The following is a 23773-nucleotide window of genomic DNA, read 5'->3' on the forward strand; positions in this document are numbered from 1 at the left end:
TCCATTTTCGTTGATTAAGCTCAATTCGAACGCCAAAAGGGAGCCGCGCGTGAACAACCAGGTCTTATCCCTTGTGCTGAGCAGATTGCTCATCGCCCTGATCACCCTGGTGATCGTCTCATTCGCCGTGTTCTTCGCAACAACGCTCTTGCCGGGAGACACGGCGACGATCCTGCTTGGCCAGGCGGCCACACCTGAAGCCATCAAAGGTCTTCGCACGGCCATGCATCTCGACGAGCCGGCGCTCTTTCGTTTCCTGCGCTGGTCCGTCGGACTGCTGCAGGGCGACCTTGGCACGTCCTATGCCAACCAAATGCCGATCGCCGACCTCATTGCCGGCCGCTTCGTCAACACGTTGAAACTCGCCGGCGTCACCGCGCTCTTCTCCGTGCCGATTGCTCTGGCGCTCGGGATCACCGCGGCGATGCTGCGTGGCACTGTTTACGACCGGATCGTTACCGTGATCACCATCGGCGTGATCTCCGTACCGGAGTTCATGGTCGCGACCTCCGCCGCGCTGATCTTCGCCGTCTATCTGAAATGGCTGCCGGCGCTATCTTTCGCCAATGAAATTCACAGCCTGGCCGACATGTTGCGCGTCTATGCCATGCCGGTGATCACCCTGACCTTCGTCGTCTCGGCTCAGATGATCCGCATGACGCGCGCGGCTGTCATCGAGACGCTCAACACACCCTATGTCGAGATGGCGCTACTCAAGGGGGCCTCGCGGCCACGCATCGTCTTTCGCCACGCACTTCCCAATGCGCTGGGTCCGATCGTCAATGCCGTTGCGCTTTCACTGTCCTATCTGCTCGGAGGCGTCATCATCGTCGAGACCATTTTCAATTATCCCGGTATCGCCAAGCTGATGCTGGATGCGGTAGCCACCCGCGACCTGCCGTTGATCCAGAGCTGCGCGATGATCTTCTGCCTGGGCTATCTGCTGCTGATCACCATCGCCGACATCATCGCCATCCTTTCAAATCCGAGGCTCCGATGACCATGACCAGTTCCGAAACCACGTCCGGCCGGCTGTCCGGAACCCGGCTTGGCTATCGCTTCAATATCGTCGGAGCCATCGGCCTTGCCGTCATCCTCTCCTGGGCGCTCGTCGCGATCTTCGCGCCCTTGGTCATCCCCCACCCCGTCGGCGAGATTGTCGATCTCGACTATTTCGGCCCAATGAGCCGGGAACTCTGGCTCGGCTCCGACTATCTCGGCCGCGACATGCTCTCGCGAATTCTGATGGGCGCCCGCTACACGGTCGGCATCTCGCTGGTGGCGGTAACGATCGCCTGCTTCTGCGGCGTCGTGCTCGGCATGATCGCGGCGGTGGCCGGCGGCTGGCTGGACACGATCCTCAGCCGCCTCCTCGACGCCCTCAATTCCATCCCGAGCAAGCTGTTCGGCCTGGTGGTCGTCGCGGCCGTCGGTTCCTCAGTCCCGGTTCTGGTCATAACGCTATCGGTGATCTACATCCCCGGCGCCTACCGCTTCGCGCGGGCGCTTGCCGTGAACATCAATGCGATGGATTTTATCACGGTTGCGCGCATCCGTGGAGAAAGCACCCTCTATCTCATTCGCTCGGAAATCCTGCCTAACATCGTCGGACCGGTGCTTGCCGACCTCGGGATCCGTTTTGTGTTCATCGTTCTGCTGCTTTCCGGGCTTTCCTTCCTGGGCCTTGGCGTCCAGCCGCCCTATGCTGATTGGGGCGCGCTCGTGCGCGAGAACATCGGCGGGCTGCCGTTCGGTGCGCCGGCGGTGATGTTTCCTTCACTTGCCATCGCCAGCCTGACGATCAGCGTCAACCTGCTGATTGACAACCTGCCGCATAAAATTCGCGACCGGAGCGTGTCATGAGCAATTTCATTGAAATCCGTAACCTGAAGGTCGAGGCCACCACCGATTCCGGCCGACGCGTCGAGATCATCAAGGGTGTCAGCCTCGACGTTGCTAAGGGCGAGATCGTCGCGCTGATCGGCGAGAGCGGCTCGGGCAAAACAACCATCGCCCTGACCCTGATGGGCCATACCCGTACGGGCTGTCGCATCAGCGGCGGCAGTGTTTCGGTTGGCGGCAAGGACATGGTCACGCTTAGCGAGAAGCAGCGCGCCAAGGTGCGCGGCACCGAAGTCGCCTATGTCCCGCAATCAGCCGCCGCCGCCTTCAACCCGGCCATATCGATCATGGACCAGGTGATTGAAGTCACGCGTATTCATCAGTTGATGTCGCCGGACGATGCGCGCGCCCGGGCAGTCGAGCTCTTTCGGGCGCTGTCGCTGCCCGAACCCGAGACGATCGGCAGCCGTTATCCCCACCAGGTTTCCGGCGGCCAGCTGCAGCGTCTGGCGGCGGCCATGGCGCTGATCGGCGACCCGAGCCTAGTCATCTTCGACGAGCCGACGACGGCACTCGACGTGACCACCCAGATCGAAGTGCTGCGCGCTTTCAAGTCGGTCATGAAGAAGGGCGGCATAGCCGGTGTCTATGTCTCGCACGACCTTGCCGTCGTCGCGCAGATCGCAGATCGCATCGTCGTGTTGAAAGGCGGGGAGACCCAGGAAACCGGCACGACCAAGGAAATCCTCAATAACGCGAAGCACCCCTATACCAGAGAGCTGCTCGCAGCCTTTGAGCCGAAATCGCGTGGCGTAGCAGGCGCTATAGGAAGCGCGACGGAGCCGCTTCTGAAGATCGACGATCTCGTTGCGGGTTATGGACAACGCCAGGCCGACGGCCTGCCCCTCGTTCGCGCGGTCGAGCACGTGAGCCTGAAGGTGGAAAAAGGGCGCAATCTCGGCATCATCGGAGAATCCGGTTGCGGCAAATCAACGCTCGCCCGCACCATCGCCGGCATCCTGCCGGCCGCAGTCGGCAAGATCGTCTTCGACGGAACGGAATTGCGCCGCAGCGCTCGCGAGCGCTCGCGCGACCAGCTGCGCGAGATGCAGATCGTCTTCCAATATGCCGATACCGCTCTCAACCCGGCAAAATCGGTTGAGGACATCCTCGCGAGGCCGCTGGTTTTTTACCACCGCATGGATCGGCAGGCGCGAAACGCCCGGATCGATCAACTGCTCGACATGGTTCGCCTGCCCCGCAACCTCCGCCATCGCCGGCCGGGAGAACTTTCGGGCGGGCAGAAGCAGCGCGTCAACTTCGCCCGGGCGCTCGCCGCCGATCCAAAGCTGATCCTCTGCGACGAGATTACCTCGGCGCTCGACACCGTGGTTGCCGCCGCGGTCATCGACCTGCTCAAGGAATTGCAGCGCGAACTCGGCCTCTCTTACATCTTCATCAGCCATGATCTCTCGGTCGTGGAGGCGATCTGCGACGAGATCGTGGTGATGTATGGGGGCCGGAAGGTTGAGGAAATCACCCACTCGACGGTGAAGGCGCCGACGCACCCCTATTCGCAACTGCTCTTCTCATCAGTGCCGACGCTTGATCCGGCCTGGCTTGATGGGCTCCAGCAGGATCCGGAATTGGTGCGGGCCTATTGTCGGCAATAAGGGTCGGCGTGCTGATCGTTTTGTCCGGCAACGTTTAGAGCATGATGCCGAAAAGTGTGAGCGGTTTTCGGACGACATCATGCTCTAACTCTATAATGTAGAACAGGATTCAGATTTTAGGCCGACTCGGCCTAAAATCATCCTGTTCTGGCATTCGTGAACCGGCCATTCTTCTGCAATCCGCAAAGGATCTTACCTCGTTCCGATCGAGTCTGATCCTACACCTTCTCCGTTTGAGATCGCTAAGGACGCGGAAGATAGCGATGCGGCTTCTCCGACATCGACTACTCAACCGATGAGGCGACGCTGACCACGTTCCGACATAGGCGGAAGCACGAATGGCTGCCGGGCTCCCCGCAAGACGGAATCTTCTGCTGCCGCCATCTCAACTGCGGCAAAGGCGTGGCGCCAGATCCGCTAGACTACAGGCTGAAACGGAGACCCTGCCATGCCCGCACCACTCGATCGCATCGACACCACGCCGGAGCTGCCCACCGCCGCCGATACGGTGGTGATCGGCGCCGGCATCGTCGGTGTTTTCGCGGCCTATTATCTGGCCCGGCGCGGATTGAAAGTCGCCCTCGTCGAGAAGGGCCTCATCGGTGCGGAGCAATCAAGCCGCAACTGGGGCTGGTGCCGGCAGCAGAACCGCGACGCCCGTGAACTGCCGATGTCGACGAAGAGCCTCGATCTCTGGGAGCGCTTCGCCACCGAGACCGGGGAGGACACGGGTTTTCGCCGCTGCGGCCTCTTCTATCTCAGCAATAGCGACGAGGAACTGGCCGGCTGGGCACGCTGGCGGGATTTCGCGCGCTCGGTCGGCGTCACGACGCATATGCTGAGCGGCGTAGAAGCGACCGAACGCGGGCGCGCCACCGGCACCGCGTGGAAAGGCGGGGTATTTTCGCCGACCGACGGCACTGCCGATCCGGCACGTGCCGCGCCGGCCGTCGCGCGCGCGATCCTGAAGCTCGGCGGCACGGTGCATCAGTCCTGTGCGGCCCGCGGCATCGCCGTCGAAGGCGGCAGGCTCTCGGGCGTCGTCACGGAGCATGGCACGATCCGGACAAAAATCGCGATCCTCGCCGGCGGCGCCTGGGCCTCCTCCTTCTGCCGCCAGCTGGGCATTCGATTTCCGCAGGCATCGATCCGTTCGTCGATCCTTTCCGTTTCACCGGGCGCCAGCGGCCTGCCGGATGCACTGCACACATCTGCGGTCTCCGTCACGCGCCGCAGCGATGGCGGCTACACGCTGGCGATCAGCGGCCGCGGCCGCGTCGATCCCACGGCGCAGCAGCTCCGCTTCGCGTCGCAGTTCTTGCCGATGTTCGCCCGGCGCTGGCGCAGTCTCGCACCCGGTGGGTTGGAGGGGTTTCGCTCCGGTCACGAGTCTCTGGCACGCTGGCGGCTCGACAGGCCGACGCCGATGGAGCGCATGCGCATCCTCGACCCGGCGGTCAACCAGGCCACCATTGCCCTCACGCATTCACGGGCACTCGAGCTTCTGCCCGCCTTGAAAAAAACGAGCATCAGCGCGGCCTGGGCGGGCTATATCGACAGCACGCCGGACGGCGTGCCGGGGATCGGCGAGATCGCCACGCTTCCGGGTTTCATCCTCGCTGCGGGATTCAGCGGCCATGGCTTCGGCATCGGGCCAGGCGCCGGTCATCTGATTGCCGATATCGTCACAGGCGACGAGCCGATCGTCGATCCCCGGCCGTACAATCCCGACCGATTCGGAACGTCCGCCTGGGGCAAAGTGGCCGATTTTTGAATGCGGCTCGGCCGAAAGAGAGCTTCATGAAACGCCCACAAATTCGGTGGTGAATGGGTCGATCCCGACAGGAGACTCATCTGTCGCCTCAAAAAGACCGGGGACAGCAAGTGTTCAGGAGGCCACGGACATCCGCGGACTGTTGGCAGGCGAGGCGGCCTTGCGACCGTCGGCCGTCTGAAAGTGAGAGATTCTTTCGTTCAATACTTCCACCTGCTGCCGAAGCCGATGAATTTCCGCCGTATTTTCCTCGACCATGGCGGCGTTGTGCTGGGTGATGTGCTCGACGTCTCGAACGGCGTTGTTCACCTCATCGATCCCCTTATATTGCGTGGTCGTCGCAGTCGAGATGACCTGCACCAGCCCGTTGATCGCGGTGAAGTGCACCATGATCGAGGAAAGCGCCTCGCCGGTCTCCTCGACGAGCCTGACGCCCGCGCCGACCTGCGATGCGCTGGTGGAGATGAGATCCTTGATCTCGCGGGCAGCCTTTGCGCAGCGCTGCGCAAGCTCGCGCACCTCCTGGGCGACGACGGCAAAACCTCTGCCGGCCTCTCCTGCGCGCGCCGCTTCCACGCCGGCATTGAGGGCGAGGAGATTAGTCTGGAAGGCGATCTCGTCGATCACGCCGATGATGCTGCTGACTTTTTCGGATGAGCGATTGATGGCGCCCATGGCGTCGACGGCCTTGGCGACGACGGCCGCGGAATGCTCCGCCTGACGGTGGGCTTCGCCAACCGAAAGCGAGGTCTGACGGGCGTTTTCGGCTGTCGTCCGCACGCTGACGGTCAATTCGCCCAGTACCCGCGAACTTTCCTCGAGGGACGCGGCCTGCTGTTCCGTGCGCCGCGCCAGATCGTCGGCGGCTCCCGAAAGGTTGGTGCTGCCCTCGGCGATCTCGTAGGTCGTGTTGCGGACCTCGGCGAGCGTCAGGCGCAGCGCATCGATGGCGTGATTGTAGGTTTTCGCCATGGCGACATAATCTGCGGCCAGATCCTCGCTCATTTCGGCGGCAAGGTTGCCATTGGCAAGTTTGCCGAGCATGTCCGACAGAGCATTGAGAGCCTCGCTCTGTTCAGCCTCGACACGCGCCTGTTCGGCGGCGCGGCGGGCCTGCTCCCGTTCGTCCCGCGCCCTGTTTGCTTCGGCCACCTCTTTCAGCCTGGTCTTCTCAAGCGCCTGATCGCGGAAGACGGTGACCGATCGGATCATGTCGCCGATCTCGTCGCCGCGCTTGCCGTCACCGATCGGCACGTTCAGATCGCCGTCGGCAAGCCGCATCATCGTCTGGGTAATCCGCTTCAGCGGCCCGCGCAGGGTTTCGATCAGCATGAGGCCGCCGATGATCGCAAGCACAGTGCCCGCAATCATCGCCGCGAGCGACATCGTCGCCGAGCGCTGGCTGATTTCCTTGCCGCTCTCCTGCGCCGTGCTGACGAACTGCTCGAGCGTGTGGCTTGCCGAGGCCACGAGCTCGGTGGCCGCCCCCTTCTCTGCCCGCCACCGATCCGCAATCGAAATCAGAAGCGACGTATCCTTTTCGATCGCCGCAAGCGAAGGCTCGATCTCTTTCGCGAGATCCTGCAGCGCGGCATTTCGCCCGCTCAAAGGCGCAAGCGTCGCGGCGCTTTCGCGCAGCGCCTTGAGATCGGCGAGAGCCGCATCCCGCGCCTCGGCGTCGACGCGTCTGTTCAGTTCGCTCAGGTGCAGGCGCAGATCGTCGATCGATTTGAAAGCGGCGTTGACGATCATCACCATCGAGCGAAGCGTTGATATGCTCGCATCCATGCCGGCAAAGCGCTCGATCGCGGTGTCCGCATTGCCGGAGGCGAGTTTTGCAAACTGCTCCTGAAAGCCCTGCAGGTCCTGGTCGACGGGAGCGTAACTCTCGAGCGACAAGCTGCTGTCCTTGGCCATGACCGCGAGCTTGTCCAGCATCGGCTTCAGCGCTGCAATCTGGCTTTGAGCTTTCTCGGAGGCAAGCGCCTCGCTTTCGCCCGTCTCCTTGACAAGCGGCGGCAGGAGGCTGGCGATCGCCTGGGCAAGCTTCTGGGGATCGGTCGCCCCTCCGGTCGCCTTGCGCAGTTTTGTAATGCGTCCAGCCAGATTCTTATAGGCCGAGGCGTCGAGAAGAAGCGCCCGGACAAAGGCCTCCTTGCCATTCGCCTGATCCTGGAGAACGTCGAGCTGTTTGCGGGCGGTCTGGCTTTCCTTGAACAGTTGGGCGACCGCGTCGTCGATCGCCTGTTCGTTACTGGCGCGCTCCTGCGCCACCGCCCAGAGCGCGTCGGCGCCGCCCTGCATCTTGCCCCCTAGTTCACGCACCATGGATATCTGCTGTTTCTGCGCGGGATCGGAGAGCATCGCATCGAGCGTCGCAGCGCCCTTATTCTGATCGGAAATGCTGGCGATCAGACGATCGCGGGTGGCGGCAGTGGGAAGATCGGTAAAGGCGGTCAGAGCCGATCGCAGTTGCTGAAAGCTAGAAAGAGCTTCGATCGTCTGCCGGGTCAGGATCATCTGCCCGTTCAGCGTACCGGCGGTGAAATAGCCGAAAAGCCCGATGCCGGCGATGAGGACGATCAGCGGCACCACGAAGAAGAGGACCTTCGTCACGATCCGCATACGCTGCAACAGTCGATCAATCAACGCCATAAGGAAGCCCCGCCCCAGGAAAATAGGCACTTTTACCGGCAGCCCTCTGTTGGGTTGCCGCGCCTCAGCGCACCACAATAGTCACGACTGTTAAAACAATGGTCAATGGTGTCGAGTTTTGGCGGAACATGCGGAGAGGGCGCATTGTCTACGCCCCCATCCGGTTTCCTCAGCCAATGGCCATCAGGCTGGCATTGCCGCCGGCAGCGGCGGTGTTGATCGAGGTCGACACCTCTTCCAGCAGCCAGTTCAAGCAATAGGCCTCGGGATCGCTCGCCAATTCCTCGATCGTCGCGGCCTGGACCAACAGAAGCGGGCCGGGCAGAGCAGCGATCTTCCGATTGACGACCAGAACACTGTCGTGATCCCCTTCGACGAGCGCGCCCGAGAACGGCCCCTCCTTTTCCCAATCCGACGTCCAGGAAACCCGGCCGGCGACAGCCGCCGGGAGATCCGCCAGGACCGATTTCGATAGGGAGCCCGCATCCACGACGATGTGGTTGCCGGTCGACAGGGCTGCGGCGATCTGGCGATGCAGCCCGCTTTCGGTCTGCGGCACGGCAAGAATGCGGCCGCGGGGATGGAGCGCATAGAGATTGAGCTCGCCGACGGGGCCGGTGAGTTCACGCTCAAGTCCGAGCGCTGAACGGCTCGCATAGCCACGCGCTGCCTCTCCCTCGCCCGGCAAGCCCTTCTTGTCGAGCCAGACGATATAGTCGCGAAGGGCGAGGTCCGTATGAACGGAATCCTGCTGCGGCGGCACCGGAGCACGCTGCACCAGCCGGCCGATATAGAGCGGACCGCCGGCCTTCGGACCGGTGCCCGACAGGCCGCGGCCGCCGAAAGGCTGCACGCCGACGACAGCGCCGATGATGTTGCGGTTGACGTAGAGGTTGCCGGCCTTGATGCGGCTGGTCACATGCGCGATCGTTTCGTCAAGCCGGGTGTGAAGCCCGAAGGTGAGGCCGTAACCCGATGCGTTGATGTCGTCGATCAGGCGGTCGAGCCCGTTTCGCTTGAAGCGGACGACATGCAGGACCGGCCCGAAGATCTCCCTCGTCAGGTCCGACAGGGACTTGATCTCGATGATCGTCGGCGGAACGAAGGTGCCGGCCGCCGCACTTTCGGGCAGCGGCAGTTGATCCACCTTGCGACCCATGCCACGCATCTGCTCGATATGCTGGTCGATCTCCGCCTTTGCGCCATCGTTGATGACGGGTCCGACATCGATGCTCAGCCGATCGGTGCGGCCGATCGTCAACTCGCGGAAGGCGCCCTTCAGCATGGCGAGGGTCCGGTCGGCGACATCATCCTGCAGGCAGAGGACGCGGAGCGCCGAGCACCGCTGGCCGGCGCTGTCGAAAGCCGACGCAATGACATCGGCCACCACCTGTTCGGCCAAGGCCGAGGAGTCGACGATCATGCCGTTCTGGCCGCCGGTTTCGGCAATCAGCGGGATCGGCTTGCCGGTCGAAGACAGCCGTTCAGCCAGCTGCGCCTGGATCATCCGGGCGACTTCGGTCGAGCCGGTAAACATGACACCCGCTGTTTCCGGGGCACCCACCATGCCGGCGCCGAGGCGACCGCTGCCGGGCACGAACTGCAAGGCGGCCACAGGCACGCCCGCCTCGTGGAGGATCTTCACGCTCTCCGAAGCGATGATCGGCGTGATACCGGCGGGTTTGGCAAGCACGGGATTTCCGGCCACCAAGGCTGCGGCAACCTGCCCGGTGAAAATCGCCAACGGGAAATTCCACGGGCTGATGCAGACGATCGGGCCGAGAGGCGCATGGGACGGCCCGAGGGTCTTGCGCGCCTGCTCGGCGTAATAACGCAGGAAGTCGATCGCCTCACGCACCTCGCCGACGGCATTGGCCGCCGATTTGCCGGCCTCGCGCATGATGATGCCCATCAGCGTCTTGATGCGGGCCTGCATAATGTCGGCCGCCCGCTCCAGGCAAGCGGCACGCTCCGCGGGCGATACGGCGGCCCATTGCGGCGCATGCTCGGCAGCCATGGCAACGATCCGGGCTGCTTCCTCGACCTTCAGCTCGGTGACCGTGCCGACGATGTCGCGGTGATCGGCAGGATTAAGGACGTCACGCGTCACCCCGTCCGTGGAGCCATCGGCAAGGATCGGACCCGCATGCCATGGGCTCGCTGCCGAGGAAACAAGCGTCTGCGCCAGATCGGAAAGGGTCGCCTCGTTCGAGAGATCGAGGCCGTCGGAATTGGCGCGGGCACTGCCGTAAAGCGCCTTCGGCGAGGCGATCTGCGCGTGCGGGGCGCCGACGACCGGCATGGCGGCAACGGTCTCGGCGGGATCGGCAATCAGCGCCTCGACGGAGACGTGCAGATCGGAGATGCGATGCACGAAAGAGGAATTGGCGCCGTTTTCCAGAAGGCGCCGCACCAGATAGGCAAGCAGCGTCTCATGCGTACCCACCGGCGCATAGATACGGCAGGGCCGGTCGAGTTTTTCCTTGCCGACGACTTCATCGTAGAGAGGTTCGCCCATGCCGTGCAGGCACTGGAACTCGTATTTGCCGACAGCGAAATCCGGACCGGCAAGATGATAGATGGTGGCGAGCGTCTGCGCATTGTGGCTGGCGAATTGCGGGAAGACGGCATCCGGTGCGTTCAGCAGCTTGCGGGCGCAGGCGATATAGGCGACGTCGGTGTAGATCTTGCGGGTATAGACCGGATAGTCGTCGAGACCGTCCAGCTGGGCGCGTTTGATCTCCGCATCCCAATAAGCGCCCTTGACCAGACGCACCATGACCCGGCGCCCGGAACGACGGGCGAGATCGATGACGTAATCGAGCACAAAGGGGCAGCGCTTGCCGTAGGCCTGGACGACAAAGCCCAGCCCGTTCCAGCCGGTGAGATCAGGGGCGAAGCAGAGCTCCTCGAGCAGATCGAGCGAAAGCTCCAGCCGGTCGGCCTCCTCGGCATCGATGTTGAGGCCGATATCATAGGTCTTGGCGAGAACGGCCAGCGCCCTGACCTTCGGCAGCAGCTCGCTCATCACCCGGCCGGCCTGCGCCCGCACGTAGCGGGGATGCAGGGCCGAAAGCTTGATCGAAATACCAGGGCCATCATAGATGCCGCGCCCGTCCGAGGCCTTGCCAATGGCGTGGATCGCCTTTTCGTAATCCTTGAAATAACGTTCGGCGTCGGCGGCCGTCGTCGCGGCCTCGCCCAGCATGTCGTAGGAATAACGGAAGCCGCGCGCTTCCAGCGGCCGGGCACGCTTCAGCGCTTCCTCGATCGTTTCGCCGGTGACGAACTGCTCGCCCATCATGCGCATCGCCATATCGACGCCGCGACGGATGACCGGCTCGCCGGCGCGCGCGATCAGCCGCGTCAGCGCTGCCGACAGGCTGCGGTCGTTGACCGTCGAGGTCAGCTTGCCGGTGACGACGAGGCCCCAGGTGGCGGCGTTGACGAACATGGATTTGCCGCCGCCGATATGCGAGGCCCAGTTGCCCTCGGCGATCTTGTCGCGGATCAGCGCATCGCGTGTGTCCGTATCGGGAATGCGCAGCAGCGCTTCGGCAAGGCACATGAGCGCCACGCCTTCCTGGCTGGAAAGCGAATATTCCTGCACCAGCCCTTCGACGCCGGTGCCCTTGTGTTTGGCGCGCAAAGCCTCGATCAGCGTGCGGGCCGTGCTGCGAATGTCATAGCGTTTCGCCTCGGAGACGCGCGCGGCGGCAACGAGCGGCGGCAGGCATTCGGTTTCCGGGCGGCGATAGGCAGCCGTGATCGCCTGGCGAAGCTCGGATTGCGGCCGGATCGGCGGGGCAAAACCGGAGAACGGCGCGCCATTGGCGGGATTACTGGAGGATGCGGGGTCGATCGCTGCGTTCAACATGGGAGTCCCTATCAAATCGGTGTCTGATCTAACGGATAAATGGAACACCGGGCTCATCGTCCCAGGCATCATCCGTGACAACTGGGCCGGAATATTCCGTCTCGCAAAGCGGGCGCGCATCCGGCTTGTCGCGCTTGACGGTGAATGCCGCCGCCACGGCCCTTATCGCCAGCGGCCGGTAATGAACGAGCAGGTCCGGCTTTTGATCGTCATCCGGCTCTCCCTTGTGCATGTATCATCCCCATTTTGGGTTCGGCGCAGACGGCCATCCCGGCAATCTGCCAGGCGGCTTCGCCCTTCCTCCATTGCCCGTCGACAATCTAACACAATCGCAAATCGCGATCTCACTTGATTTTTTCAGTTTCCAGGCTGTATGAACTTATTAACTCACACCAGAAAGATCAAATGGCTATCGATACCGACATCTTTAGTGAATTGGACCAGTTCGACAGGAAGATCCTCGCCGAACTCGCCGAGGACGGCAGGCTGTCGATCACCGATCTCGCGGCGCGTGTCGGGCTATCGAAGACGCCGTGCCAGATCCGCTTCAAAAGGCTGATCAGCGACGGATATATCGAAGGCTTCAAGGCCGTCCTCAATCCGTCGAAAATGCAGCTCGACCATATCGCCTTCGTCGAGGTGAAACTCTCCGATACCCGCGAGGATGCGCTGAAAAGCTTCAACGAAGCCATCAAGAAGATCAGGGAAGTCGAAGAATGCCATATGATCGCCGGCAGGTTCGACTATCTCCTGAAGATCCGCACCCGCGATATCGGCCGCTACCGCCGCGTTCTCGGCGAGCGCATCTCGACACTGCCCCACGTTGCCAGCACCTCGACGAATGTCGCGATGGAAACGGTCAAGGAGAGCTGGGACAAGTTCGGGTCGAGTCTTTCATGAAGAGTGACGATTGCCGACACTCTTGCTAAGCCAACATTCGGCCACGGAAACGAAGACGAGGATCGAAATGGATCAGGCCAATAATTCGCAAGCATCGGCGAACGAGCAGAGAGAAGCGCGCCGGCTGCAATATCTTCCCTGGGAGCGCATTGCGTCGGACCTCGATCATCCCGCCCATCTCGCCCGTAAGGCGGAGCTTCGGCGAGCCTGCGCTGCTGAATTGGCCGAGACGTCCTATATCGCCGAAGATGCCGCAATCTTCACCGAAAGCCTGGCGATGGGTGAGAGGTCCTGGATTGCCGGGCGCGCGCTTGTTCGGGGTGATGTCATCCTCGGCGACGATTGCTCCATCAATCCCTATGCCTGTGTTTCCGGCAAGGTGACGTGCGGCAATGGCGTGCGGATTGCCTCGCATGCATCGATTGTCGGCTTCAATCACGGCTTCGACGATCCTGATCGACCCATCCATCGCCAAGGTGTCATCAGCCTCGGCATCGTGATCGGCGACGATGTCTGGATCGGTGCCAATTCTGTCATTCTCGATGGCGTCAGCATCGGAAATGGCGCCGTGATCGCCGCTGGGGCGGTGGTCACGCAAGACATTCCCGCCCTGTCGATTGCCGGCGGCGTACCGGCAAAGGTGCTGCGGAGCCGAGGCGCGCCGGCCAGGAAATCCGGCACTGCAGACGTCGAAGATCGATTGATCAGGCTCGGTCAGAAAGCGCAGGAGCAATGGCCTGATATTCTTGCACGCTGGAAAACGCCTGAGGCCTATGAATCGCTGGAGGCGGACGGCATCAGGAGACCGGCGATCCGGCATCTGTGCGATGCAATCGAGATCGCGGCCGGCTTCGGCCACCTGCCGCCCGACATCAATCAGTCGGAGACCGTCCAGCTTCTCCAAAATCTCCAGGAACGAGAGGCCGGCCTGTTCCCGGAAGAGCATTCGCGACTGCATGGCGGGTCATTGAGGGAGGATCCAAAGGCGCTCTATAACGTCCTTGCGGTTGGATATGCGCTTGAGCTGCTTGGCTCCAGTCCAAGGAATCCTGTCCACGCGGTCGAGCTCGGCGCGAAAGAGTTGGACGAATGGCTGAGTGCCCTGCCCTGGTCGACCCGGGCGTGGCAGGCTGGGAGCGTGGTCGATGCCATCGGAACCGCGATGTACTTCAATGCAAAGTATTTCGGCATCAGGCAATCACGCCAGGAACTCTTCGAGTGGTTGAGCCGGCATGCCAACAGCGTCTCGGGCCTATGGGGCGAGCCGACAGCGCTGGAAGGATGGCTGCAACCGGTGAACGGCTTTTACCGTCTGACGCGCGGCACCTATGCCCAGTTCGGCGTCGCGCTTCCACATCCGTACGCCTCGCTCGAAACGGTTCACCTCAACTATCGTAACCACAAGGGCTTCGCTGCTCAGAAATACAATGCGTGCAATCTCCTCGATACGATTCATCCTCTGCTGCTGATTGCCCGCCAGACCGACTACCGACGGGCCGAAGGGGAGGCGATTGCCCGCAATCTCATCTCGAGGGCTCTGGATAGATGGCGGGATGGCGAAGGTTTCCCATTCGCCGACGGTGGTGAACCGAGCCTGCAGGGAACGGAAATGTGGCTTTCTGTCATTCACCTCGCGGCCGATTTCCTCAGCCTCTCCGATCGCTTCGCCTTCGTCCCGAAGGGCGTGCACCGAACGGCGTCTGTGGGACTGGGTTTGTGAATGGGGGCTTTTGATCAACCGTGCAATGATGCCGTCAGCCAGGCGGCGGCAAGGTCGCGGGCATTGCTTCGTTTGGCTTTGACGGGCACGATGACGTTGTATCTGCCTTCGGCGGCAAGCTCGCCGCTGTCGGCCTGCACGAGGGTTCCGTCCTCCAGAAAAGTACCCACCAGCATGCGCCATCCCAGCGCAATCCCCTGCCCTGCGCGGGCGGCGGCGATGGTTTCGGTATAGTGGCTGAACCGAAGCGACGGCTTCATCGCGATATTGGCGCCGGCCAGGGAAATCCATTGTGCCCAGCTATACCAGGAACGATCGAGAACGTCCGTTTCAATGAATTCGTCAGCCGAGCCTAGCGGACCATTGCCTCGACGCCGGAGATAATCCGGGGAGCAGACGGGGGAAATGACGTCGCCGCGCGAGGCGATGACGGTGCCATCGCTGAAGGGCGGTAGGCCGTATCGGATCGCCACATCGACCTCTCCGCCGTGGAGAGCGATCGGGCTATCCTGCGATATCACCCGCACCAGAATGCCGGGGTTCGCCCGGCGGAACTCGGCCAGCCGCGGCAGCAGCCAGAAGGAGGAGAATGCGACGGTTGCCCCGATCGTCACGACGTCCTGGCCGTGCGACTGGATCGCTTCCACGCTCTCGGCGATATCGGCAAAACTCTTCGCCAGCGTCGCGCCGAGGGTGACGCATGCCGCCGTCGGTTCGATCGCCCGATGTTTGCGCACGAACAAGGGCTGGCCGAACTCCTCCTCCAGCACCGCAATCTGCCTGCTGACCGCTGCCTGGGTGACGCCGAGTTCGCTCGCAGCCAAGGTGAAGCTCTTCCTGCGCAGCACTGCTTCCAAGGTCACCAGCGCCGTCAGCGACGGGAGCCGTCTTCGAAACTGCATCCTGAAATTCCTTTTCGCATGATAAAAACTTATGCGAACGTGATTTTTTATGCCGTTGAAGCCCCAGCAATACAAGAGCAATTTACAGAAACGATCACATAAGGGGTTCTCATGCTAAACAGGCTTCCATCCTCGATTTCGGCGCTGCTGGACTCCCGCTCCGAGGGCCATTCGCTGCCGGCCGGCCTTTATGTCAGAGAGGACGTGTTCGACGCTGATATCGAGGTCTTCTTCCACAAGCACTGGATCTGCGTCGGTCTCGACTGCGATGTTCCCGAAGCCGGCGACGCCACTGTAATCGATATCGGCAAGACGAGCCTGATCCTGCTGCGCGACGACGATGGCGAGATCCGCGTGCTGCACAACGTCTGCCGCCATCGCGGCTCCCGCCTTCTCGATCCGGGCAAAACGATCGTTTCGAAGCTCGTCTGTCCCTATCACACCTGGACCTATGAGCTGACGGGCGAGCTCAGCTACGCCCCTCATATGGGCAAGGATTTCGACAAGGACTGTCGCGGCCTGAAGCCGGTCACCTTCAAATCGATCGGTGGGCTGATTTACGTCTGCCTGTCCGACAATCCGCCCGAGGACATTGCCGGCCTCGAGCAGGCGATGACCGAGCGCCTCGCGCCCTACGATATCCGCAACGCCAAGATCGCCCACCAGACCGACGTCATCGAGGACGGCAACTGGAAGCTGACCATGGAGAACAATCGTGAATGCTATCATTGCTCGGCCAACCACCCGGAACTCTGCGTCTCCTTCGTCGATCTCGACTTCGGCTTCGATCCAGAAACGCTGAGCCCGGAAGATCGTGAACAGGCCGCGGAGCATTTTCGGCTCTATGAGAAGCGCACGCAGGCATGGGAGGCCGACGGCTTCCCTTCGGCCGCCGTCGAGCAGCTCGCCGACTGCGCCACGAACTTCCGCACGCAGCGGCTGATCATATCAGGCGCCGGAGAATCCCAGACCCATGATGCCACCGCCGCATCCTCGAAGCTTCTCGGGCAGATGACCCGCAAGGATCTCGGGGACATGCATCTTTGGGGGCACAACAGCTGGAACCACTTCATGGGCGACCATGCCGTCGTGGCAATTGTCATCCCGCTGTCGGCAGGCAGGACGCTTGTCCGAACCAAGTGGCTGGTCCACAAGGAGGCCGTCGAGGGGGTCGATTACGATCTCGACAAGCTGACGGATGTCTGGGTAGCGACGACGGATCAGGACGCGGACCTGGTCGCCCGCTCCCACGCCGGCACGCTCGATCCCGCTTATGAGCCAGGGCCCTACTCCCCCTTCTCCGAGACGAACCTCGACAAGTTCGCCACCTGGTACATCGACCGGATGCGCACCCATGGATACTAGGAACCCGCAGGAATTGCCCGGAAACGCCGTTCTCAACGGCGTTTGGAATCCCGAGGAAGACGACGCGCTCGTCTGCCTCGACGTCCAGCAGGAAACCCACGATGTCAAGACGTTCACTTTCGCATCACGCGAGGGCAAGCGGTTCGCATTCAAGGCCGGACAGTATTTTCTGTTCGACCTGGAACACAATGGAGATGCTGAAAGCCGGTGTTACAGCATTTCCTCTTCGCCGCATCGGACGAACGCCTTCTCCGTTACGGTGAAGCGCGTTCCGGACGGAAAGATTTCCAACTGGCTTCACGACACCCTCGTTCCCGGGGCATCAGTCAAGGCGAACGGCCCGCTTGGCAACTTCGTCCGGTCCGAGGCGCCGGGACGTAAGCTTCTGCTGCTTTCAGGTGGCTCGGGCATTACCCCAGTCATGTCCATTCTGCGGGAACTCGCAGACAGCTGCGAACCTGCCAACGTCGTCTTCATGCATGCCGCGCGCACACCGCTGGATCTGATCTTTCGCGACGAGCTTGCCTGCATCGCCGGTAGGCTGAAAGCCCTTCGGCTCCATTTCCTCCCGGAAACCGTCGCGGGCGAGGCGTCGTGGCCAGGCCTTACCGGTCGCATTTCGGCAGACTATGTCAGGCTTGCGGTTCCGGATATCGCCGAGCGAACGGTGATGTGCTGCGGCCCCGCGCCGTTCATGGCGGCAGCGCGCGGCATTTCTGCCGAGCTCGGCGTCCCCGCCTCGCACTATCTCGAGGAAAGCTTCGACGCCGCGGTCATCGACGAACCGGAAATCCCCGCGGTTCAGGATGCTGCCGCCAAGGCCTTTCAGGTCACCTTCTCCAAGCAGGCCCGCAGCATCGAAGTAACAAGCGGCCAAAGCGTGCTCTCCTGCGCGAAGAAGGCGGGCGTCAGGATTCCCTCCTCCTGCGCCAATGGCGTCTGCGGCACTTGCAAGTCGAAGCTGACCTCCGGCGCGGTCGACATGAGCCACAATGGCGGAATCCGCCAGAGGGAAATCGACGCCGGCTTTTTCCTGCCCTGCTGCTCGAAGCCGCTCAGCGATCTCGTCATCGAGCGCTGAACACTGAGCGAGGGCGACGTCACTCGCCAAGGGATCGGAGAGCATCAAACTGGAAACGCAGGCTCTGATCATGGCCAAGGGAGCGGCTGACAGTTTCCCGCGGAAGATATTTGAAGTGCGTTCAGTGCACTCTCGAAGCCGCTGCGCGATGCTGCGACGGGGTCTGCCCGAAGGTGCGCTTGAACGTTCGTGTGAACTGCGAGGCGTTTTCGAAGCCGACATCAAGCGCGATCTCGATCAGCGGCGCCTTCGATTGGACGAGGATCGATTTTGCCCGCTCCATGCGAACCCGATTATAGGCCTTGGCAGGAGACATTCCCGTCTTGTCGAGGAAGATTCGTTCCAACTGCCGCCGTGACAGGCCGACCATGGCGGCAAGCTTCTGGATCGATATGCTGCCGTCGACGAATTGCTCCATGGTAATCATCGCCGCCTTGACGCGGGCGTCGTCATAGTCGTCGTATAGCGGACGTCGGGGCTGTATATCAGCCGTCGTCCGGGCCTTCTCGATCTGAAGGACTTCAAGCGCATTTCTCTCGGCATCGCGGCTGATATACTTCCTGACCAGCAACGCAGCCATGTCGGCGGCGCTGCTGCCGCCTGCGCAGGATCCACGCTGGCGATCGAGATTGAAGAGCCGGTCGGACCGAACGCCGAGGTCGGGAAACCGCTCGCGAAACTCCTTGTAATGCAGCCAGCTCACGCAGGACTCGTGCCGCTTCATCAGGCCTGCCGCCGCAAGAATGAACGAACCCGTGCACACGCCGATCAACGGCACCTTCTTGGCATCCGCCTGCCGGAGAAAGGTGATGGTCTGCTGGTCGACAGGGTTCTCCACCGTCAGAAGACCGCCGACGACCACAATGTAATTGAAATTCGACGGATCGACGAAATCGGACGTCGGAGCGACCTGGACGCCGCAGCTCGAGTTTATCAGGTGCCGCGTGCTGCCAATCACCTGCCAGTCAGCAAGGACCCTGCCGGAACGATCCTGCTCGTCGCTGGCAAGCCGCAGCGTGTCGATGAAGAGCGCGAAGGCCGACAGCGTGAACGATCGCGCCAGAACGAACCCAACCTTGAGCCGGGCGGGTTTCGCGGCGCCGTCTGCCTGCCGATGCTGCTCCGGTCGCATAGTCATCTCCTTGCCGCTGCTGAGCAGCGCTTATCGAATCTGAAAACCGTGCGCCAGGGGGTCACGATCGTCAACGAAAATGGTGTTGTGCCCGATGACGCGGGCCCAGCCGCCGATGCTCGGAAGAATACCGCGATAAGATCCGATACTTGCCTCGGCTTCAACCCGGCCCTCGAAAACGGTTCCGATCAGGCTTTCATGACGGTAACTCGACCCGACCGACATCCGCCCCTTCCCATAGAGTTGGGCCATGCGCGCCGAAGTGCCGGTGCCGCCTGGTGACCGGTCGATGGCTTTCTCACCGTAGAAGACCGCGCAGCGCCCACCGGAGTGGTCGTTCACAGGGCGATCGCACCAGATCGCGTGATGCACGCCGGAAATCCTGGCGTCGTCGGGATGAACGGGATCGCAGACACTCGCAAGTGCCGCCCTGAGCTTCTGGCTGCAGCCGACGATATCGGACGCCGTCATGCCGTCGAGCCCGCTCCAATTCTCTTGCGGTTCGATGACGGCATAATAGTTGCCGCCATAGGAAATATCGACGCGCAGACGGCCCATTCCTGGCACATCGACCTCGACATCGGCCTCATGGAGATAGCTCGCGACATTGTGGAGGCGAACGGAATCGACATATCCGCCCTTCTCCTCGTAAGTGACGTCCACTCTGCCGGCAGGCGTTTCGATGGCGACCCTTCCAGCTTCGCGCGGCTTGATCAACCCTTCCTCGATCGCGGCGGTCACGGTGCCGATGGTGCCGGCGCCGCACATCGGCAGGCAGCCGCTCACCTCGATGAAAAGAACGGCGAAATCGCAGTCCTCCCGATAGGCCGGGTAAATGATCGAGCCTGACATGATGTCATGCCCCCTCGGCTCGAACATCAGTGCCTTGCGCACCCAGTCGTGGTCGCGGACGAAGATCTCCCGGCGCTCGCCCATGGGCACATGCGGAAGCAGCGGACCACCGCCGGCGACGAGACGGACGGGATTGCCGCAGGTATGCGCATCGATGCAGAAGAAGCTGTTTCTCATCTTGTTATGTCCTTGCTCATCTCGCCTTCGGCAGCCTGTCGCGGTCGAGCAGGCCGCGGGATACCCGGTCGAGTAGCAGGGCGACCGCGACGATCGCCAGGCCTGCTCTCAAGCCAAGGCCCATCTCCATGCGCGTCAGGCCGCGCGTCACTTCCGCGCCGAGGCCGCCTGCGCCGACGAGGCCGGCCAGCACGACCATCGCCAGCGACAGGAGAATGCATTGGTTGAGCCCGACCAGCAGCGTCTGCTTGGCCAGGGGGATTTCGATCTTCCAGAGGATCGATCGCGGCGGCGCGCCGATGGCGCTGCCGAGTTCGATGAATACCTTCGGGACCTGGTTGAAGGCCAGCGTCGTCAGGCGGAGCATCGGCGGAATGCCATAGACGATGGTGGCGATGATTGCCGGCACCCGTCCGAGGCTGAAGATCATCACCGCGGGGATGAGGTAGACCCATGGCGGCACGGTCTGCATGACGTCGAGAACCGGTCGCACCACCGCCTCCAATGTCTTGTAGCGTGAGCACAGGACGCCGAGCGGGAAGGCGATGAGCACGGAGATAAGGACTGCGACGGTCACCAGCGAGAGGGTCTGCATCGATGCCGTCCACAGCCCGACAAGAAGGCAGAATCCCAGACAGAGGCCTGCCAGGATTGCGGCGCGGAGGCTGACGGCAAAAAATGCCAGGAGGACGACGATCGCAATCAGCGCATAGGGCGGCACAAAGAGGAGTGCCCCCTCGAATGCGGAAAGCACCGCTTCGACCACGGAACTGATGGCAGCAAACAGCGGGTGAAGGTTGGTGTTCAGCCAATCGACTGATGGAGCCAGGAAAGCGCCAGGCGAAAACTGAAAGGTTGACGGATTCATGACTTCCTCCCTGCGCCCAGCCGAGCGGCACTCTGGGTTATTCGGTCAAGCACCATAGTCAGTACCACGATGGCGATCGCGCCGTTGATGGAGGTGGCGATGTCGAGTGTCCTGATCGCGCCGTAGATCGTCTCTCCGAGCCCGCCGGAACCAACGATGCCGGCGATGACGACCATGCCAAAGGCCATCATCAGGCTTTGATTGATGCCTGCCATGATGCTCGGCAGCGCAAAGGGAAGGCGGATCTTGAAGAACATCTTGGTCGGCGTGGTCCCAAGCGCCTCTCCAAGTTCGATGAACTCTTTGGGCGTCATGCGGATACCAAGCGAGGTCAGGCGGATGGCCGGCGGCACGGCGACGATCACGGTGGCGATCAGCGCTGTGGCCGGTCCGTAGCCGAGCAGAGCGATCGCCGGCAGCAGGTAGATATAGGGCGGAAGCGTCTGGATCAGATCGAGGCCGGGCTCCATGAAACGATCCAGCGCCGTGAAGAAGCCGGCGGCGATTCCGATCGGGATGCCGATCGCCAAGGCGATTGAGGTTGCGGTCAAGACCAGAGCCAGGGTGCTCATCGTTTGCGGCCACAGCCCCATCGAAAAACAAAGCGCCAGCGCGATACAGCTGAGGAGAGCGAACCAGATATTGACCAGCCGCCAGCCGATAAGCGCCACGATCAGAGCAACCACGTAGAACGGCGGGAGTTGCAGGAGCCAGAGGATTCCGTCATAGAGCCCTTCGAGAACCTGTCTGATATAGTCGAACAGGAACTCCCCATTGTCGCTCACCCATTCGAGCACGGAGTCCGTCCATTCGTCGAAAACATCGGTGAAGGCTGAACTATCCATGTCAATCAGCTCCAGTTGGGGTCACGCCGCCGTGAGATTGTGGGCCGAGGTTCCTTTGACGCCCATCAGCAGGCTGCGCAGCGTGACCACGCCGACGACCTGGTCACTGTCGACGACGGCGATGGCATCGCGCTCCGACTGCATCGTCAAAGAGATGAGTTCGTCGATATCGGCGTCCGGCGTCGTGCGTGCCAGCAACGCGATGTCGACGTTCGGCGTGCTCTGCTGGAATTCGGCGACACTACGCATGACCGAATGCGCCTTGATCAGATGAAGGCGGGATATTCCCGCGACGAATTCGGCGACATAGGCGTCGGCCGGGTTGAGGATGATCTCCTCGGCCGTGCCGGTCTGGATGATGACGCCATCCTTCATGATCGCGATGCGGTCGCCGATGCGGATCGCCTCGTCGAGATCATGGGTGATGAAGACAGCGGATTTGCCCAGGGCTTTGGTCAACTGGCGGAATTCATCCTGAAGCTGACGGCGGATCAGTGGATCGAGCGCGCTGAACGGCTCGTCCATCAGAATGATCTCGGGGTCGGAGGCGAGCGCGCGAGCAAGCCCGACGCGTTGCTGCATGCCGCCGGAAAGCTCGTTGGGGTATCGGCTGAGCCAGTCGGCGAGGCCAACCTTCTCGAGGGCGGCCGCGGCAGTCTTGTTTCGCTCCGGCTTGGAAATTCCCTGGACCTCGAGGCCGAAGGCGGCATTTTCCAGCACTGTCCGGTGCGGCAGCAGCGCGACGCTCTGAAACACCATGCCGATGTTCTTGGCCCGCATCTGCCTGAGATCAACCGGCGACAAGGCGGCGATGTCGCGTCCCTTGACGAGCACCTTGCCGGAACTCGGCGTGATCAGCTTGTTGAGAAGGCGGATAAGCGTCGATTTTCCGCTTCCCGACAATCCCATGATGCAGAAGATTTCGCCCCGCCGGACCTCGATGCTCGCATCGGAAACGCCGACGACACAATTGAATTCCTTCAAGACGTCTGTCTTTCCGAGGCCGCGCTCCTTGATTGACTTCATCGCTGCGGCGGATTTGCCTCCGAAGACCTTCCAGAGGGATTGGCAGTCGATCAGGACATCTTCGGCATCGATATTGGCGGTTTTCATCGCGATCCCCTTTGAGCCAATCGGCGCTGGCTTCTTCATTTCAGGTTGGCCGCCCGACGGATCGGACGGCCATGAAGCGATTACTTCTTCTTGATGTTTTCCCAGCGCTTGATCAGGTCGGCATGGCTGCCGATCCAATCCTGCACGGCCTGGTCCATCGTCTTGCCGTCCTTGACTTCACCGTTGATGGTGGTGATGTCGGCGATTGGCACGTAGACGCTTGCCATGACTTCGCGGGCGTGCGGGTTTTCTTCTGAGAAGCCCTTATGGCCGATCCAGTAGTAGCTCTGCGGCGGCGGGAATACGCCCTTCGGGTCCTTGAGATACTTGACCTCGTACTTCTGGACCATCCACGACGGCTCCCAGATCGTGACCGCGATCCATTCCTTGCGATCATAGGCGGATTTCAGCGCCGCCGTCATCGCGGCCGTGCTGCCCTCGACGAGCTGGAGCTTGAGGCCGTAATCCTTGACAGCATTCGCCGTATCGCGCATCAGGCCGGCGCCCGGCTCGATGCCGATAATCTTGCCGCCGAATTTGTCGGCATTTTCACTGAGCTGATCGAGCGAGTCGATCGGAACATATTTCGGAACGGCAACGCCCTGGTAGAGGCCGTGCGACACCGGCGAAATCTTCTCGAGACGGTTCTTGTTCTTGTCCCAGTAATCCTGAGCGACGTAGTCGGTCTGCGAGGTGAGAGCCTGGATATCGCCCTTGGCAAGAGCGGCATAGGCGATGCCCCATTCGGAAAACTCGGTCACCTTGACGGTGTAACCGGCATCTTCGAGAACCTTCTTGGTAATGCCGGTGATGGGCGTCAGGTCTTCCCATGACATCGTGCCCAGATTGATCGTCTTTTCTTCCGCGCGAGCAGGAAGGATGCTGATCCCTATCACCGCAGCGGCGCAAAGCGCCTTCCACAAAGTCTTCATTGTTCTTACTCCTGGTTTTCGTTCCCATACTCATTGAAGTCTGCGGGCGGCAGTCTTCATATTGC

The 23773-nt window shown here is 61.8% G+C and carries 18 protein-coding genes; 8 read left to right on the forward strand and 10 right to left on the reverse strand.

Annotation, left to right across the window (positions count from 1 at the left end; translation table 11 throughout):
• The first annotated feature begins 49 nt into the window (after positions 1-49).
• The 4 genes from HJB82_RS03045 to HJB82_RS03060 all read left to right on the forward strand — a co-directional run bounded on the left by HJB82_RS03045 (position 50) and on the right by HJB82_RS03060 (position 5289).
• Positions 50-1000 (forward strand): ABC transporter permease, encoded by a 951-nt coding sequence (locus HJB82_RS03045; RefSeq protein WP_207584634.1) that lies wholly within the window; start codon positions 50-52, stop codon positions 998-1000.
• Positions 997-1863, forward strand: a complete 867-nt coding sequence (locus HJB82_RS03050; RefSeq protein ID WP_207584633.1) for an ABC transporter permease — start codon at positions 997-999, stop codon at positions 1861-1863. Before HJB82_RS03045 ends, HJB82_RS03050 begins: the two co-directional genes overlap by 4 nt.
• Positions 1860-3515: an ABC transporter ATP-binding protein gene (locus tag HJB82_RS03055; protein ID WP_207584632.1), complete on the forward strand. Its 1656-nt coding sequence runs from the start codon at positions 1860-1862 to the stop codon at positions 3513-3515. Before HJB82_RS03050 ends, HJB82_RS03055 begins: the two co-directional genes overlap by 4 nt.
• Positions 3516-3963: 448 nt before the next feature.
• Positions 3964-5289, forward strand: a complete 1326-nt coding sequence (locus HJB82_RS03060) for an FAD-binding oxidoreductase (protein ID WP_221132525.1) — start codon at positions 3964-3966, stop codon at positions 5287-5289.
• 114 nt (positions 5290-5403) lie between these two features.
• Here HJB82_RS03060 and HJB82_RS03065 read toward each other — a convergent pair whose 3' ends face one another.
• The 3 genes from HJB82_RS03065 to HJB82_RS03075 form a co-directional block, all read right to left on the reverse strand.
• On the reverse strand, positions 5404-7944 hold the full coding sequence (locus HJB82_RS03065) for a methyl-accepting chemotaxis protein (RefSeq protein ID WP_221139562.1): 2541 nt from the start codon (positions 7942-7944) through the stop codon (positions 5404-5406).
• A 169-nt stretch (positions 7945-8113) separates the two neighbouring features.
• Positions 8114-11821 carry a trifunctional transcriptional regulator/proline dehydrogenase/L-glutamate gamma-semialdehyde dehydrogenase gene (putA, locus tag HJB82_RS03070; RefSeq protein ID WP_221139563.1) on the reverse strand — a complete coding sequence of 1236 codons (3708 nt, stop codon included), beginning with the start codon at positions 11819-11821 and terminating at the stop codon, positions 8114-8116.
• 28 nt (positions 11822-11849) lie between these two features.
• Positions 11850-12053, reverse strand: a complete 204-nt coding sequence (locus HJB82_RS03075) for a hypothetical protein (protein WP_207584628.1) — start codon at positions 12051-12053, stop codon at positions 11850-11852.
• Positions 12054-12226: 173 nt separating this feature from the next.
• Here HJB82_RS03075 and HJB82_RS03080 point away from each other — a divergent pair, with 173 nt between their 5' ends.
• Positions 12227-12721: an Lrp/AsnC family transcriptional regulator gene (locus HJB82_RS03080; RefSeq protein WP_207584627.1), complete on the forward strand. Its 495-nt coding sequence runs from the start codon at positions 12227-12229 to the stop codon at positions 12719-12721.
• A gap of 67 nt (positions 12722-12788) precedes the next feature.
• Positions 12789-14441 (forward strand): acyltransferase, encoded by a 1653-nt coding sequence (locus HJB82_RS03085; RefSeq protein WP_221139564.1) that lies wholly within the window; start codon positions 12789-12791, stop codon positions 14439-14441.
• Between the two features lie 14 nt (positions 14442-14455).
• Here the strand turns inward: HJB82_RS03085 and HJB82_RS03090 are convergent, their stop codons facing one another.
• Positions 14456-15343, reverse strand: coding sequence for a LysR substrate-binding domain-containing protein (locus HJB82_RS03090; RefSeq protein WP_221132522.1), 888 nt, complete (start codon positions 15341-15343; stop codon positions 14456-14458).
• A gap of 111 nt (positions 15344-15454) precedes the next feature.
• Between HJB82_RS03090 and HJB82_RS03095 the strand changes: the two genes are divergently transcribed.
• Both HJB82_RS03095 and HJB82_RS03100 read left to right on the forward strand, forming a co-directional pair.
• Positions 15455-16708 carry an SRPBCC family protein gene (locus tag HJB82_RS03095; protein WP_221132521.1) on the forward strand — a complete coding sequence of 418 codons (1254 nt, stop codon included), beginning with the start codon at positions 15455-15457 and terminating at the stop codon, positions 16706-16708.
• Entirely contained in the window at positions 16698-17789 is a 1092-nt protein-coding gene (locus HJB82_RS03100) for a hybrid-cluster NAD(P)-dependent oxidoreductase (protein ID WP_221132520.1), read from the forward strand. The genes HJB82_RS03095 and HJB82_RS03100 overlap by 11 nt, the downstream gene beginning before the upstream one ends.
• A gap of 121 nt (positions 17790-17910) precedes the next feature.
• On the opposite strand, the gene HJB82_RS03105 is transcribed toward HJB82_RS03100, so the two are convergent.
• The 6 genes from HJB82_RS03105 to HJB82_RS03130 all read right to left on the reverse strand — a co-directional run bounded on the left by HJB82_RS03105 (position 17911) and on the right by HJB82_RS03130 (position 23708).
• The gene (locus tag HJB82_RS03105; protein ID WP_207584622.1) at positions 17911-18921 is read right to left on the reverse strand and encodes a GlxA family transcriptional regulator; all 1011 of its coding nucleotides are present in this window, start codon (positions 18919-18921) and stop codon (positions 17911-17913) included.
• 30 nt (positions 18922-18951) lie between these two features.
• The gene (locus tag HJB82_RS03110; RefSeq protein WP_207584621.1) at positions 18952-19950 is read right to left on the reverse strand and encodes a 4-hydroxyproline epimerase; all 999 of its coding nucleotides are present in this window, start codon (positions 19948-19950) and stop codon (positions 18952-18954) included.
• Positions 19951-19966: 16 nt separating this feature from the next.
• Positions 19967-20818: a proline/glycine betaine ABC transporter permease gene (locus HJB82_RS03115; RefSeq protein WP_207584620.1), complete on the reverse strand. Its 852-nt coding sequence runs from the start codon at positions 20816-20818 to the stop codon at positions 19967-19969.
• A complete protein-coding gene (locus HJB82_RS03120) occupies positions 20815-21663 on the reverse strand; it encodes a proline/glycine betaine ABC transporter permease (protein ID WP_207584619.1) in 849 nt (282 codons plus the stop codon). Before HJB82_RS03120 ends, HJB82_RS03115 begins: the two co-directional genes overlap by 4 nt.
• Before the next feature lie 21 nt (positions 21664-21684).
• Positions 21685-22776 carry a glycine betaine/L-proline ABC transporter ATP-binding protein gene (locus HJB82_RS03125; protein ID WP_246762833.1) on the reverse strand — a complete coding sequence of 364 codons (1092 nt, stop codon included), beginning with the start codon at positions 22774-22776 and terminating at the stop codon, positions 21685-21687.
• A gap of 80 nt (positions 22777-22856) precedes the next feature.
• Positions 22857-23708, reverse strand: coding sequence for a glycine betaine ABC transporter substrate-binding protein (locus tag HJB82_RS03130; RefSeq protein WP_221115160.1), 852 nt, complete (start codon positions 23706-23708; stop codon positions 22857-22859).
• Positions 23709-23773 lie beyond the last annotated feature (65 nt).

Source organism: Rhizobium sp. NZLR10, from assembly GCF_019685125.1.
Lineage (GTDB): Bacteria > Pseudomonadota > Alphaproteobacteria > Rhizobiales > Rhizobiaceae > Rhizobium.

Coding starts and splice junctions, on each gene's coding strand:
- HJB82_RS03130 (WP_221115160.1), bottom strand. CDS start 23,708: ATGAAGACTTTGTGGAAGGCGCTTTGCGCCGCTGCGGTGATAGGGATC.
- HJB82_RS03105 (WP_207584622.1), bottom strand. CDS start 18,921: ATGCGACCGGAGCAGCATCGGCAGGCAGACGGCGCCGCGAAACCCGCC.
- HJB82_RS03075 (WP_207584628.1), bottom strand. CDS start 12,053: ATGCACAAGGGAGAGCCGGATGACGATCAAAAGCCGGACCTGCTCGTT.
- HJB82_RS03115 (WP_207584620.1), bottom strand. CDS start 20,818: ATGAATCCGTCAACCTTTCAGTTTTCGCCTGGCGCTTTCCTGGCTCCA.
- putA (WP_221139563.1), bottom strand. CDS start 11,821: ATGTTGAACGCAGCGATCGACCCCGCATCCTCCAGTAATCCCGCCAAT.
- HJB82_RS03110 (WP_207584621.1), bottom strand. CDS start 19,950: ATGAGAAACAGCTTCTTCTGCATCGATGCGCATACCTGCGGCAATCCC.
- HJB82_RS03055 (WP_207584632.1), top strand. CDS start 1,860: ATGAGCAATTTCATTGAAATCCGTAACCTGAAGGTCGAGGCCACCACC.
- HJB82_RS03095 (WP_221132521.1), top strand. CDS start 15,455: ATGCTAAACAGGCTTCCATCCTCGATTTCGGCGCTGCTGGACTCCCGC.
- HJB82_RS03050 (WP_207584633.1), top strand. CDS start 997: ATGACCATGACCAGTTCCGAAACCACGTCCGGCCGGCTGTCCGGAACC.
- HJB82_RS03125 (WP_246762833.1), bottom strand. CDS start 22,776: ATGAAAACCGCCAATATCGATGCCGAAGATGTCCTGATCGACTGCCAA.
- HJB82_RS03085 (WP_221139564.1), top strand. CDS start 12,789: ATGGATCAGGCCAATAATTCGCAAGCATCGGCGAACGAGCAGAGAGAA.
- HJB82_RS03120 (WP_207584619.1), bottom strand. CDS start 21,663: ATGGATAGTTCAGCCTTCACCGATGTTTTCGACGAATGGACGGACTCC.
- HJB82_RS03100 (WP_221132520.1), top strand. CDS start 16,698: ATGGATACTAGGAACCCGCAGGAATTGCCCGGAAACGCCGTTCTCAAC.
- HJB82_RS03080 (WP_207584627.1), top strand. CDS start 12,227: ATGGCTATCGATACCGACATCTTTAGTGAATTGGACCAGTTCGACAGG.
- HJB82_RS03060 (WP_221132525.1), top strand. CDS start 3,964: ATGCCCGCACCACTCGATCGCATCGACACCACGCCGGAGCTGCCCACC.
- HJB82_RS03090 (WP_221132522.1), bottom strand. CDS start 15,343: ATGCAGTTTCGAAGACGGCTCCCGTCGCTGACGGCGCTGGTGACCTTG.
- HJB82_RS03065 (WP_221139562.1), bottom strand. CDS start 7,944: ATGGCGTTGATTGATCGACTGTTGCAGCGTATGCGGATCGTGACGAAG.